Annotated in this window: 18 protein-coding genes; all 18 read right to left on the bottom strand. The window is 42.8% G+C overall.

Annotated features, from left to right (window positions below):
* Nucleotides 1–1,273: 1,273 nt before the first annotated feature.
* Nucleotides 1,274–1,675, bottom strand: coding sequence for a 50S ribosomal protein L17 (gene rplQ, locus D0907_RS01670; protein ID WP_004589197.1), 402 nt, complete (start codon nucleotides 1,673–1,675; stop codon nucleotides 1,274–1,276).
* A 39-nt stretch (nucleotides 1,676–1,714) separates the two neighbouring features.
* On the bottom strand, nucleotides 1,715–2,701 hold the full coding sequence (locus D0907_RS01665; protein ID WP_004589198.1) for a DNA-directed RNA polymerase subunit alpha: 987 nt from the start codon (nucleotides 2,699–2,701) through the stop codon (nucleotides 1,715–1,717).
* A 24-nt stretch (nucleotides 2,702–2,725) separates the two neighbouring features.
* Entirely contained in the window at nucleotides 2,726–3,346 is a 621-nt protein-coding gene (gene rpsD, locus D0907_RS01660) for a 30S ribosomal protein S4 (protein WP_036974007.1), read from the bottom strand.
* A gap of 21 nt (nucleotides 3,347–3,367) precedes the next feature.
* Nucleotides 3,368–3,754 carry a 30S ribosomal protein S11 gene (gene rpsK / locus D0907_RS01655; protein ID WP_036974009.1) on the bottom strand — a complete coding sequence of 129 codons (387 nt, stop codon included), beginning with the start codon at nucleotides 3,752–3,754 and terminating at the stop codon, nucleotides 3,368–3,370.
* Nucleotides 3,755–3,767: 13 nt separating this feature from the next.
* Nucleotides 3,768–4,124 (bottom strand): 30S ribosomal protein S13, encoded by a 357-nt coding sequence (gene rpsM / locus D0907_RS01650; protein WP_036974011.1) that lies wholly within the window; start codon nucleotides 4,122–4,124, stop codon nucleotides 3,768–3,770.
* A 128-nt stretch (nucleotides 4,125–4,252) separates the two neighbouring features.
* Entirely contained in the window at nucleotides 4,253–4,366 is a 114-nt protein-coding gene (gene rpmJ / locus D0907_RS01645) for a 50S ribosomal protein L36 (RefSeq protein ID WP_002959476.1), read from the bottom strand.
* A 22-nt stretch (nucleotides 4,367–4,388) separates the two neighbouring features.
* Nucleotides 4,389–5,717, bottom strand: a complete 1,329-nt coding sequence (secY, locus tag D0907_RS01640) for a preprotein translocase subunit SecY (protein ID WP_036974013.1) — start codon at nucleotides 5,715–5,717, stop codon at nucleotides 4,389–4,391.
* A 10-nt stretch (nucleotides 5,718–5,727) separates the two neighbouring features.
* Nucleotides 5,728–6,162: a 50S ribosomal protein L15 gene (rplO, locus tag D0907_RS01635; protein WP_036974015.1), complete on the bottom strand. Its 435-nt coding sequence runs from the start codon at nucleotides 6,160–6,162 to the stop codon at nucleotides 5,728–5,730.
* A 4-nt stretch (nucleotides 6,163–6,166) separates the two neighbouring features.
* Complete coding sequence (gene rpmD, locus D0907_RS01630) at nucleotides 6,167–6,349, bottom strand: 50S ribosomal protein L30 (protein WP_016710201.1); 183 nt, start codon at nucleotides 6,347–6,349, stop codon at nucleotides 6,167–6,169.
* Nucleotides 6,350–6,352: 3 nt separating this feature from the next.
* Complete coding sequence (gene rpsE / locus D0907_RS01625; protein ID WP_036974018.1) at nucleotides 6,353–6,859, bottom strand: 30S ribosomal protein S5; 507 nt, start codon at nucleotides 6,857–6,859, stop codon at nucleotides 6,353–6,355.
* Between the two features lie 9 nt (nucleotides 6,860–6,868).
* Nucleotides 6,869–7,219, bottom strand: coding sequence for a 50S ribosomal protein L18 (rplR, locus tag D0907_RS01620; RefSeq protein ID WP_036974021.1), 351 nt, complete (start codon nucleotides 7,217–7,219; stop codon nucleotides 6,869–6,871).
* Between the two features lie 9 nt (nucleotides 7,220–7,228).
* Entirely contained in the window at nucleotides 7,229–7,762 is a 534-nt protein-coding gene (gene rplF / locus D0907_RS01615) for a 50S ribosomal protein L6 (RefSeq protein WP_036974024.1), read from the bottom strand.
* Between the two features lie 13 nt (nucleotides 7,763–7,775).
* Complete coding sequence (gene rpsH, locus D0907_RS01610; protein ID WP_036974026.1) at nucleotides 7,776–8,168, bottom strand: 30S ribosomal protein S8; 393 nt, start codon at nucleotides 8,166–8,168, stop codon at nucleotides 7,776–7,778.
* Between the two features lie 21 nt (nucleotides 8,169–8,189).
* On the bottom strand, nucleotides 8,190–8,495 hold the full coding sequence (gene rpsN, locus D0907_RS01605; protein ID WP_036974028.1) for a 30S ribosomal protein S14: 306 nt from the start codon (nucleotides 8,493–8,495) through the stop codon (nucleotides 8,190–8,192).
* 10 nt (nucleotides 8,496–8,505) lie between these two features.
* The gene (gene rplE / locus D0907_RS01600) at nucleotides 8,506–9,045 is read right to left on the bottom strand and encodes a 50S ribosomal protein L5 (protein WP_036974030.1); all 540 of its coding nucleotides are present in this window, start codon (nucleotides 9,043–9,045) and stop codon (nucleotides 8,506–8,508) included.
* A 16-nt stretch (nucleotides 9,046–9,061) separates the two neighbouring features.
* On the bottom strand, nucleotides 9,062–9,376 hold the full coding sequence (gene rplX / locus D0907_RS01595) for a 50S ribosomal protein L24 (protein WP_036974032.1): 315 nt from the start codon (nucleotides 9,374–9,376) through the stop codon (nucleotides 9,062–9,064).
* Nucleotides 9,377–9,386: 10 nt separating this feature from the next.
* Nucleotides 9,387–9,755 carry a 50S ribosomal protein L14 gene (rplN, locus tag D0907_RS01590; protein ID WP_010378257.1) on the bottom strand — a complete coding sequence of 123 codons (369 nt, stop codon included), beginning with the start codon at nucleotides 9,753–9,755 and terminating at the stop codon, nucleotides 9,387–9,389.
* A gap of 276 nt (nucleotides 9,756–10,031) precedes the next feature.
* Nucleotides 10,032–11,975: an AsmA family protein gene (locus D0907_RS01585; RefSeq protein WP_118843939.1), complete on the bottom strand. Its 1,944-nt coding sequence runs from the start codon at nucleotides 11,973–11,975 to the stop codon at nucleotides 10,032–10,034.
* Between the last annotated feature and the right edge of the window lie 10 nt (nucleotides 11,976–11,985).

Here is an 11,985-nt window from a genome sequence, read left to right as displayed (position 1 = left end):
AATTTGAACAGAGATATGTAGAAACCGATAAAAGATAAACACACAGATTGAGGTTTTATAGCTGTCGCTGCAGATCTAAATAACCGACAAAGTACGCAAAATAACCCAAGCTTAAACACTGTTTAGAACATTAACACTTTATATTAGTAGCGCTCACGAGCTAAAGACACTAAAAGGGCTCATGATAGAAAGTGCCGAAGTAGCTTCCATCAGTTTTATTGTTCTCATGAATGCTAGCTGCTCCCAACACTATACACTTCATATTGTGTCGATTTATATTCTGCTTAATGGAATGTTATGTTCAGGCGAAAGGTACCTTAGTTCAACCACACTACTTGCAAACTCCTCGCACTATTTAATTGAGGGTATGTGTTTTTTGACCGAACGTACCAACACACTAGTTGGTTTAACACTCTTTGACTCAGCGAAATCATTCTATACTTGCATGTCTTAACCAAACCAAATAAAACTGCATCATTAAGTTTGTAATAAGGGCTCAACTAAAATTCAAATCGTGAAAATGTATATCATCACATCTAGCTGATACAGTATTCTGGTAATAGGCCATTCTTGCGTATGTTCGATTTAGTTACGTGTTCGATGTAGTTACACGTTCTATATCGTTATAAGTATCGACAATGATAAGTTCATCAAAACTAATCTATTCACTACCATGAGCTTCTGCTATTTACTGATCGTTGTAATACGACTTAGCGAGCTCAACGCTCTATAAATAAGACCATTAAACAGACTAAACTTTAAAGCCGATGATTGTTCTAATGGTAAAGATTCATTACTCGCCTTGATCTCATTTTTATACCATTGTGCTTAATTAAGTGGTCTACTTTGAGGCAATAAAACCGCGTTAATAACAAGGCAAAAAAATGTCGTTATTGAGGTGTTCTCGGCAATTGCTCCTGCATTGCTCTACCTCCTGCATCTATGCAGTCGTAAATCAGACATTTTTAACGCAGCTAGCGACTGGTTTAATGACTCAAAATGATTAAGTATTATTGCGGATTAAAATAAGTACCAAGCAGAAATGTGGCTATTAATAATAAATGGTAAGCGTTATCGAATGTCTAAAAGAGCTAACTGTCGAAAACAATCTGCTGGTGAAAAGAATAGAGTGGACGAAACGTGCCTAAAAAAGAGGGGGCTGCTGTTTATAAGATACCTGACCACAATTTACTGAGAAATTAGATGGCAATAGATCGCATACCAAGAAAGTAAAAAGCCGAGCATAAGCTCGGCTTTTTGGTGTCTTTACGACTTACTCTGCAGACTGTGCGTCTTCTTGAACTTCTTCGTTTGTCGCTGGGCGACCAACTAGTTCAATATAAGCCATTGGTGCATTGTCACCAGCACGGAAGCCACACTTAAGAATACGAGTGTAACCACCTGGACGGTCTGTATTACGAGGACCGATTTCGCTGAACAATTTGCCAACTACTTCATTATCACGCGTGCGAGCAAACGCTAAACGGCGGTTTGCTACACTGTCAGTCTTAGCCAGTGTGATTAAAGGTTCAATTACACGGCGCAACTCTTTCGCTTTAGGCAAAGTTGTTTTGATGATTTCATGTTTCACCAAAGAACCAGCCATGTTGCTGAACATCGCTTTGCGATGGCTGCTGTTACGGTTTAATTGACGACCACTCTTACGATGGCGCATGACCCTATCCTTCTAACTAAACTAATATAGTGATTTAGATTATTCAGCTAGGCTTGCAGGCGGCCAATTTTCTAGGCGCATACCTAGAGATAGACCACGTGAAGCTAGCACGTCTTTAATTTCAGTTAGAGACTTCTTACCTAAGTTAGGCGTTTTAAGAAGCTCAACTTCAGTGCGCTGAACTAAATCACCGATATATTGAATTTGCTCGGCTTTCAAACAGTTTGCTGAACGTACTGTTAGTTCAAGATCATCAACTGGACGAAGTAGAATAGGATCGAATTCTGGCTTCTCTTCTTTCTCTTCTGGCTCAGTTACATCACGTAAATCTACGAATGCATCTAATTGCTCAGCTAAGATAGTAGACGCACGGCGGATCGCTTCTTCAGGATCTAAAGTGCCGTTCGTTTCCATATCAATGATTAACTTGTCTAAGTCTGTACGTTGCTCAACACGGGCTGATTCAACCGAGTACGCAATACGTTCAACTGGGCTGAATGATGCATCAAGCAGCAATCGACCAATTGGACGCTCATCGTCATCAGAGGATAAACGACTAGATGCCGGCACATAACCGCGACCGCGCTCAACACGAATACGCATGCTGATCTCGCTGCTATCTGTCGTTAAGTGACAGATAACGTGATCTGGGTTGGCGATAGTTACATCACCATCGTGCTGAATATCAGCCGCAGTCACAGGGCCTACACCAGATTTAGTCAGGGTCAGAAAAACTTCATCTTTGCCTTCTAAAGTTACTGCTAGACCTTTAAGGTTTAACAGAATTTCAATGATGTCTTCTTGTACGCCCTCTTTCGCGCTGTACTCATGCAATACACCGTCGATTTCTACTTCAGTTACTGCACATCCAGGCATAGATGATAACAGTATACGGCGTAAGGCATTACCCAGAGTATGACCGAAGCCACGCTCTAATGGTTCTAAAACTACTTTAGAACGCGTTGGGTTGATAGCGTCGATATCGACTAACCTTGGTTTTAGGAATTCGGTAACAGAACCCTGCATTTTATCCTCTCTTAACTCTTAACTTTACTTAGAGTAAAGTTCGACGATTAGTTGTTCGTTAATGTCCGCAGACAGATCTGAACGCTCAGGTAGGCGCTTGAAGCTACCTTCCATTTTCTTACCGTCAACTTCAACCCAAGTCGGCTTTTCACGTTGCTCAGCCAACTCTAGAGCAGCGATGATACGTGCTTGTGTTTTAGACTTCTCACGAATTACAACAGTATCTTCTGGTGTAATTACGTATGAAGGAATATTCACAACACGACCATTAACTAAGATCGCTTTGTGGCTAACTAACTGACGTGCTTCTGCACGTGTGCTAGCAAAACCCATGCGATATACAACATTGTCTAAACGTTGCTCTAAAAGCTGTAACAAGTTTTCACCTGTATTACCTTTAAGGCGAGCAGCTTCTTTGTAGTAGTTACGGAATTGCTTTTCTAATACACCGTAGATACGACGTACTTTTTGCTTTTCACGTAACTGTAAACCGTAATCAGATAAGCGACCTTTACGAGCGCCGTGCTGACCAGGTGCAGTCTCAAGTTTACACTTAGAGTCGATAGCTCTTACGCCGCTCTTAAGGAACAGGTCAGTACCTTCACGACGACTCAGCTTGAGCTTAGGGCCCAAATATCTTGCCATGTTATTTCTCCTAACCTATTGTTAAACGCGACGTTTCTTCGGTGGACGACAACCATTATGAGGGATTGGCGTCACGTCAGTGATGTTGGTGATACGGTAACCAGCAGCATTCAAAGCACGTACAGCAGATTCACGACCTGGACCTGGACCTTTAATGAAAACTTCTAGATTTTTTAAACCGTATTCTTGAGCAGCAGTACCTGCACGCTCTGCAGCAACCTGAGCAGCAAATGGAGTAGATTTACGTGAACCACGGAAACCTGAACCACCGGCAGTAGCCCATGATAGTGCATTACCTTGACGGTCGGTAATTGTTACAATAGTGTTGTTGAAAGAAGCATGAACATGAGCCATACCATCAGCAACTTGCTTTTTAACCTTCTTACGACGAATTGGTGCTTTAGCCATAATCTACCCCACCTTATTTCTTGATAGGCTTGCGAGGACCCTTACGAGTACGCGCGTTAGTCTTAGTACGTTGACCACGTAGTGGTAACGAACGACGGTGACGTAGGCCACGGAAACAACCAAGGTCCATAAGGCGCTTGATATTTAATGTAACTTCACGACGAAGGTCACCTTCTACAGTGTACTTGCCAACTGCTTCACGCAATACGTCAAGTGTTTCGTCTGAAAGCTCACCGATTTTTGTGGTCTCGGCGATACCAGTCGCTGCTAAGATAGCCTTAGAGCGAGTCTTACCTATGCCATAAATAGCAGTTAAACCGATAACTGCATGTTTATGATCAGGGACGTTAATGCCAGCGATACGGGCCACTAACACATCTCCTATATTTGAATTTGGTTATCATCTGTTTGAAAAGCCCGTAAGGATACTCAAACGAAGACCAAATCACAACTAAAAACACAGGCCGAGTAAATAACTCAGCCTGCACGACTGTTTAATTAGCCTTGCCTTTGCTTATGCTTAGGCTCACTGCAAATTACGCGTACTACACCAGCACGTTTAATAACTTTACAGTTACGGCATATTTTCTTAACGGAAGCACGTACTTTCATTGCTCAACTCCGTAAACTGACCTTATCGGCCGTAGCCTTTAAGGTTTGCTTTTTTCAGCACAGAATCATACTGATGTGACATCAGATGCGTCTGTACTTGTGCCATAAAGTCCATGATTACAACAACGATAATCAAAATTGATGTACCGCCGAAATAGAATGGCGTTTGCCATGCCATAGTCATGAATTCGGGCACCAGACAGATAAAGGTTATATACAAAGCACCTGCCAATGTCAGGCGTGTCATCACTTTATCAATGTATTTAGATGTCTGCTCACCTGGACGAATACCTGGGATAAATGCGCCAGATTTTTTCAGGTTATCTGCTGTTTCACGCGGGTTAAATACCAACGCGGTGTAGAAAAAGCAGAAGAAGATAATAGCCGCAGCTAAAACCATCGCATATAACGGTTGACCTGGAGTCAATGTTGTAGCGATTGCTTGTAGCACATCAGCGACCGGACCTTCACCCTGGCCGAACCAGCTTGCAATTGTACCAGGGAACAGAATTATACTGCTAGCAAAGATTGGTGGAATAACACCCGCCATGTTTACTTTCAGCGGTAAGTGCGTGCTTTGAGCAGCAAATACCTGACGACCTTGTTGACGCTTAGCATAGTTAACGACGATACGACGTTGACCACGCTCGAAGAATACAACGAGGTAAGTAACAGCGAATACGATTACAGCAATCAATAACAGTACAAGTACATTCAGATCACCTTGGCGCGCCATTTCGGCTGTCGAACCAATAGCAGACGGCAGGTTTGCTACGATACCAACAAAAATCAGAACTGAAATACCGTTACCGATACCGCGTTCTGTAATTTGCTCGCCCAACCACATAAGGAACATAGTACCGGTAACTAAACTCACTACAGCAGTGAAGTAGAAACCGATACCAGGGTTAACAACTAACCCGTCCATCATACCCGGTAAGCTTGTGGCAATACCGATTGATTGGATAGTAGCAAGCACAAGCGTGCCATAGCGTGTATACTGGCTGATTTTCTTACGCCCTTGCTCGCCTTCTTTCTTAAGCTCTATAAACGGCGGATACATATGCGTTAATAGTTGCGTAATAATCGAAGCCGAGATATACGGCATAATACCCAGTGCCAACACTGAAGCGCGCTCAAGCGCACCACCGCTGAACATGTTAAACATTTCAACAATGGTGCCCTTTTGTTGCTCGAAGAAATCGGCAAGTACAGCGGCGTCAATCCCAGGGATCGGCACGAATGAACCTAGACGGTAAATAATGATAGCACCTAATACAAATAGTAATCGACGCTTCAATTCCGAAAGCCCACTTTGTGCACTTTTCATATCTTGACCTGGTTTAGCCATTAGTACTTCCTTAGTCTTCTACCTTGCCTCCGGCAGCTTCGATAGCTTCGCGAGCACCTTTGGTCACTTTAAGACCTTTAACGGTAACTGCGCGTGAAACTTCGCCAGATTTTACTACTTTAACGAACTGGATGTTCTTTTTAACTAGACCAGCTGCTTGTAACGCGTTTACGTCTACTACATCGCCTTCAACTTTAGCGATTTCAAAAAGGTTTACTTCAGTAGATACTAATGATTTACGTGAAGTGAAACCAAATTTAGGTAGACGACGTTGCATAGGCATTTGACCGCCTTCAAAACCAACGCGTACTTTACCGCCAGAACGTGATTTTTGGCCTTTATGACCACGGCCACCAGTCTTACCAAGACCAGAACCAATACCACGACCTAGACGTTTCTTTTCAGTTTTTGCACCAGCAGCAGGTGAAAGTGTATTCAAACGCATCGAATTAACCCTCAACCTTTACCATGTAAGAAACTTGGTTAATCATACCACGCACACATGCTGTGTCTTCTAACTCAACAGTGTGATTGATACGACGTAAACCAAGACCGCGTAATGTAGCTTTATGCTTCGGTAAACGACCGATAGAGCTCTTTACTTGTGTTACTTTAACAGTTTTATTAGCCATGGTTTACCCCGTGATTTCGTCTACGCTAAGACCACGTTTAGCAGCGATTGACTCTGGAGAGTTCATGTTCTCTAGAGCTGCAATCGTTGCACGAACGATATTGATCGGGTTAGTTGAACCGTATGCTTTTGACAATACGTTCTGTACACCAGTTACTTCTAGTACTGCACGCATCGCACCACCGGCGATGATACCTGTACCTTCTGAAGCAGGCTGCATGTATACTTTAGAACCCGCGTGGCGACCCTTGATTGGGTGCTGTAGCGTGTTACCGTTTAGGTCTACACTGATCATGTTACGACGTGCTTTTTCCATTGCTTTTTGAATAGCAGCTGGAACTTCACGTGCTTTACCATAACCGAAACCTACTTTACCTGCGCCGTCACCAACTACAGTTAGTGCAGTGAAGCTAAAGATACGACCACCTTTAACCACTTTAGACACACGGTTTACCGCGATTAGCTTTTCAGCCAAATCAGGCTGTTGTTGCTTTGCTTCTACGTTAGCCATTGTCTACTCCTAGAATTGCAAACCGGCTTCACGCGCTGCATCAGCAAGCGCCTTCACACGGCCGTGATATTTAAAGCCACTGCGATCAAAAGCAATCTTTTCGATGCCTTTGTCAGCTGCACGTTCAGCAACCGCTTTACCAACTGCTTGAGCAGCTGCTACGTTACCTGTGCCTTTAACTGTTTCGCTAATTGCTTTTTCAACAGTAGAAGCAGCAGCCAGTACAGTACCCTCAGCAGTAACTACTTGAGCGTAAATGTGACGTGGCGTGCGGTGGATAACAAGACGCGTTGTGCCTTGTTCAATGTAATTTCTACGAGTGCGCTTAGCACGACGTAGACGAGCTGTTTTTTTATCCATCGTCTTACCTTACTTCTTCTTAGCCTCTTTACGGCGTACATTCTCGTCCGCGTAACGAACACCTTTACCTTTATAAGGCTCAGGTTTACGGTATGCACGGATGTTAGCAGCTGTTTGACCAACTAACTGCTTGTCTACGCCCTTAACTAGAACTTCTGTTTGGCTTGGTGTTTCAATCGTAATACCTTCAGGTACTTCGAAATTCACTGGGTGTGAGAAACCAAGAGTTAAGTCTAAAACTTTGCCCTTAGCCGCTGCACGGTAACCAACACCTACTAACTGAAGCTTCTTCTCGTAACCTTCATGCGTACCAACAATCATATTGTTGATTAGAGCGCGAGCAGTACCTGCTTGAGCCCATGCATTGACTACGCCTTCACGAGGTAAAGTTGTAATAACGTTGTCGTTAACTTGTACTTCAACAGCATCGTTGATAGTGCGAGTTAATTCACCGTTTTTGCCTTTAACTGTGATGTCCTGGCCTTTTAATGTAACTTCTACACCGGCAGGAACATTGATTGGTGCCTTTGCTATGCGAGACATAGTTCCCCTCCGATTAAGCTACAAAGCCAATGATCTCACCACCAACGCCGGCACTACGTGCTGCGCGGTCTGTCATTAGGCCTTTAGAAGTTGATACGATAGCGATACCAAGACCACCCATTACCTTAGGTAATTCGTCACGTTTCTTATAGATACGTAGACCAGGGCGGCTAACACGCTGGATATTTTCAATAACAGCTTTGCCTTCGAAATATTTTAATTCGATTGCTAGCTCAGGCTTCGCTTCACCGCTTACAGCGTAATCTGCGATATAACCTTCATCTTTTAATACTTTAGCTACTGCTACTTTCAGTTTTGAAGTTGGCATCGTTACTGATACTTTCTTCGCTGACTGACCGTTACGGATACGTGTAAACAAATCCGCAATAGGATCTTGCAAGCTCATAGTCTTACTCCCGTGATACTATTACCAGCTAGCCTTTTTAAGGCCAGGAATTTCACCGCGCATAGCTGCTTCGCGAACTTTAATACGGCTCATGCCGAATTTGCGAAGGTAACCATGTGGGCGGCCCGTAACGTTACAACGATTACGTTGACGTGAAGAGCTAGAATCACGTGGTAAAGCTTGTAGCTTTAATACCGCGTCCCAACGATCATCGTCAGATGTTTTCACATCACTGATGATAGCTTTTAGTGCAGCACGCTTTTCAGCATACTGAGCAACTAATTTAGTGCGCTTTGCTTCGCGCGCTTTCATAGAATTCTTTGCCATAACCCTACCCTTATTTCTTAAATGGGAAGTTAAACGCTTCTAACAACGCACGGCCTTCCTCATCTGTTTTCGCAGAAGTAGTGATAGTGATATCCATACCGCGTACACGGTCTACTTTATCATAATCAATTTCTGGGAAGATGATTTGCTCACGTACGCCCATGCTGTAGTTACCACGTCCATCAAAAGACTTAGCACTTACACCACGGAAGTCACGGATACGTGGGATAGCGATTGAAACCAAACGCTCAAAAAAGTCCCACATACGCTCGCCACGTAGGGTTACTTTACAACCAATTGGGTAACCTTCACGCACTTTGAAGCCAGCAACAGATTTGCGTGCTTTAGTGATTAGAGGTTTCTGACCAGAGATTGCTTCTAGATCTGCAACAGCATTATCTAGGATCTTCTTGTCAGCTAGAGCTTCGCCCACACCCATGTTTAATGTGATCTTTTCGATCTGAGGGACTTGCATGACAGAGCTGAAACCAAACTTCTCTTGAAGTTCAGCCACTACTTTGTCTTTATATACTTCATGCAGTTTCGCCATCATTCTACTCCAACTATTAGATAGTTTTACCAGTAGATTTAAAGATACGTAATTTCTTACCATCTTCAATCTTGAAACCTACACGATCTGCTTTACCCGTTTCCGAGTTGTAGATCGCAACGTTTGATACGTCGATAGACGCTTCTTTCTCAACAATACCGCCAGCTTGGTTCAACTGAGGAACAGGCTTTTGGTGCTTCTTGATTAAGTTGATGCCTTCGACAAATACTCGACCAGACTCAGTAACAACTGAAAGCACTTTACCGCGCTTACCTTTGTCTTTACCGGCTAGTACGATTACTTCGTCATCACGACGGATTTTTGCTGCCATGATAGACTCCTTATAGTACTTCTGGTGCTAGTGAAACGATTTTCATGAACTTTTCAGTACGAAGTTCACGAGTCACAGGGCCGAAGATACGAGTACCAATTGGCTGTAAGTTATCATTTAAGATAACAGCCGCATTGCTATCGAAACGGATCAAAGAACCGTCCGGACGACGAACGCCTTTTTTAGTACGCACAACTACTGCGTTTTTAACATCACCTTTCTTCACTTTACCGCGAGGAATCGCTTCTTTTACAGAAACTTTGATGATATCGCCAACCGCTGCATAGCGACGGTGCGAACCGCCAAGGACTTTAATACACTGCACTTTGCGAGCGCCGCTGTTATCAGCAACGTCCAGCTGAGTTTGCATTTGGATCATGTTAATGACCTCCGGTGTAGATATTACAACACGCCTTAATTTTGTTTAAAATCAAGACATTTCGGTTAAATTCCACTCAAAAAACACACGAGTTGTCTCTTAAGGGCGGGCAATTGTATCAGCAATAGCAATGAAGTGGTAGGTTATTTTTTAATTAATTTATAATAAAGGGTCGCTATATCAAGGTGGGCTTACAACCGTTGACTGGTTTGTTATTGATTATAAAACAAACAGGGCGCCGATGCGCCCTGCTTTAAGGATTAAATTAAATTTTTATTAATTTCCAAATAAGCCTTTAAGCTTATCTTTTATTTTATCTTTCGCTTTTTCTTTCACTTCTTCTTTGGCCGCATCACTCACATCGAGGCTATAACCCACATCATGGAATGGGCCTTTAATACGCAGTGGAATTTTAAAGCCTGTGCTGTCATCTGTAGTACCTTGCCCTTCAATTGAATCAACGATGCCTGTCACGAGACGATAATCAACGTTGGTCATCGGTAAATCCACCTTACCAGCCCCCGAAATTCGAATAAGCGGGCTTAATAATGACAAGTCACGGTTTTCACCCACCCCATTAGTGAAATTAAAGCTGCCTGTTAACGCTGAGAAATCTGTTTGCTCAGAGTTATCGAAGCCTGTATCAAGACCTTCTGATACGGCCCCTATGTTACCTTTGATTAGCTCTTTTGCTTTACGGACCATTTCAGCAATGTTTGCGCCTTTAACTGCCCCATCTGCAAATTCAAATGCTAATTTACCATTCAACGCATTAATAAAGCTTTTCTGGCTTTGACCCGTTGTCGTTAAATTCCAGTTTAATGAACCTTTACCCATTAACTTATCAAAACCTGCTGCGTCAGTTAATAATGGCTGCGCATCTATTTTATCTAAAGCGAAGTTAGTTGAGATTGTATAAGGAGCTTGCTTTGCATTGAGTGTAATAACACCTTTACCATTGCCCTCATAAGCAACAAATTTGTCTAGGCTTACTTTCGCTACAGCATTTTTAAGGTTTACAGTGAATTGGTTCTCACCGAGTGTGATCTTCTTGGCTCTTAGACCACTTGAGCGAACAACTACACTCGCATCCAAGGCATTTAAACCACTTAAATCAATTTTAGTATCATCCCATACGATAGGCTGAGCGGGTGCATCTTCTGCAGGTAAAGGTTGTGCCTCTTTTGCAACGCCTTCTGGAAGGTACGGATTTAAGTCGAGCATGCCTAAATCAATATCCGCATTGACCGCTAAACGATTACCAAGATTAATGTCGCTTTTACCTTTGATTTGTAATTCATCTAATGTTGCCAAAAGCTCTGTTAGTTTGAATTTGTCACCTTGTAGATGCATGGCCCCTTTAACATTAAAGGCATTAAAAGCATTGTCTTTGGCATTTAAGTCCACACCTTGCCAATTAGCAATATTTTTAACCGAATCACCACTGATAGACAATTGACCTTGTACATCTTGACCCATTTCAGCAATCGCACCTTTAAAAGTCATATCCACCAAACGTGAATCAACCTCTGTACTAACATTAAAAGTCGCTCCTTCAATCACTTTCACGGGTGTATCAAGGGTTACATCAAGTTCAAAGCGCTCCCCCATATAGGTAATCCCGCCTCTAAGCTCTAATGTTTTACGCAGTGATGGGAGTAAAATAGCCAGCTCTAAGTCACTGATCTGTTGTTTTGCGCCCGTTTTACCATCTAGATACGTGAAGGTTCCGCCATAAATTGCCACTTCACCTAACTGAATATCAAAGTTATCAGGCAAATTTACAGCTCCTGAGCTCTTTTGTTGCTCAGTCTCTGGTTGTTCGGCTACGCCATCAAACAACTGCCAGTTAGCTTTGCCATTTTTATCAGTTTCTAACAAAATTGTTGGCTCGTTGATAACGAACTTATCAAGTTTAAACTCACCACCGAAAAGCGACATCCAGGGAATATGAATGGCCAACTGTTGCATGCTTGCCATGTCTTTTTGTGAACCCGTTTGCATATTAGCAAAATGCACATCATTCAGTTCAAGCTTCAACGAAGGGAAAACCGACAGTTTTTTATCACCGTTAATGGTGAGGCTTCGACCCGTCGTTTGTTCAACTTGCTGCGAGACTTTGTTAAAGATTGCATCAGTTGGGATAAGAAACGGTGCGGCGATTACTAAGGCAATTAGTAATACGAATATGACACCAATAATCTTTAGTAAGGTTTTCATAATCATCCTT

The sequence above is a fragment of the Pseudoalteromonas lipolytica genome, assembly GCF_003515105.1.
GTDB lineage: Bacteria > Pseudomonadota > Gammaproteobacteria > Enterobacterales > Alteromonadaceae > Pseudoalteromonas > Pseudoalteromonas lipolytica.
This window is presented reverse-complemented; position numbering and strand designations above follow the sequence as displayed.

Coding starts and splice junctions, on each gene's coding strand:
- rplQ (WP_004589197.1), bottom strand. CDS start 1,675: ATGCGCCATCGTAAGAGTGGTCGTCAATTAAACCGTAACAGCAGCCAT.
- D0907_RS01665 (WP_004589198.1), bottom strand. CDS start 2,701: ATGCAGGGTTCTGTTACCGAATTCCTAAAACCAAGGTTAGTCGATATC.
- rpsD (WP_036974007.1), bottom strand. CDS start 3,346: ATGGCAAGATATTTGGGCCCTAAGCTCAAGCTGAGTCGTCGTGAAGGT.
- rpsK (WP_036974009.1), bottom strand. CDS start 3,754: ATGGCTAAAGCACCAATTCGTCGTAAGAAGGTTAAAAAGCAAGTTGCT.
- rpmJ (WP_002959476.1), bottom strand. CDS start 4,366: ATGAAAGTACGTGCTTCCGTTAAGAAAATATGCCGTAACTGTAAAGTT.
- secY (WP_036974013.1), bottom strand. CDS start 5,717: ATGGCTAAACCAGGTCAAGATATGAAAAGTGCACAAAGTGGGCTTTCG.
- rplO (WP_036974015.1), bottom strand. CDS start 6,162: ATGCGTTTGAATACACTTTCACCTGCTGCTGGTGCAAAAACTGAAAAG.
- rpmD (WP_016710201.1), bottom strand. CDS start 6,349: ATGGCTAATAAAACTGTTAAAGTAACACAAGTAAAGAGCTCTATCGGT.
- rpsE (WP_036974018.1), bottom strand. CDS start 6,859: ATGGCTAACGTAGAAGCAAAGCAACAACAGCCTGATTTGGCTGAAAAG.
- rplR (WP_036974021.1), bottom strand. CDS start 7,219: ATGGATAAAAAAACAGCTCGTCTACGTCGTGCTAAGCGCACTCGTAGA.
- rplF (WP_036974024.1), bottom strand. CDS start 7,762: ATGTCTCGCATAGCAAAGGCACCAATCAATGTTCCTGCCGGTGTAGAA.
- rpsH (WP_036974026.1), bottom strand. CDS start 8,168: ATGAGCTTGCAAGATCCTATTGCGGATTTGTTTACACGTATCCGTAAC.
- rpsN (WP_036974028.1), bottom strand. CDS start 8,495: ATGGCAAAGAATTCTATGAAAGCGCGCGAAGCAAAGCGCACTAAATTA.
- rplE (WP_036974030.1), bottom strand. CDS start 9,045: ATGGCGAAACTGCATGAAGTATATAAAGACAAAGTAGTGGCTGAACTT.
- rplX (WP_036974032.1), bottom strand. CDS start 9,376: ATGGCAGCAAAAATCCGTCGTGATGACGAAGTAATCGTACTAGCCGGT.
- rplN (WP_010378257.1), bottom strand. CDS start 9,755: ATGATCCAAATGCAAACTCAGCTGGACGTTGCTGATAACAGCGGCGCT.
- D0907_RS01585 (WP_118843939.1), bottom strand. CDS start 11,975: ATGAAAACCTTACTAAAGATTATTGGTGTCATATTCGTATTACTAATT.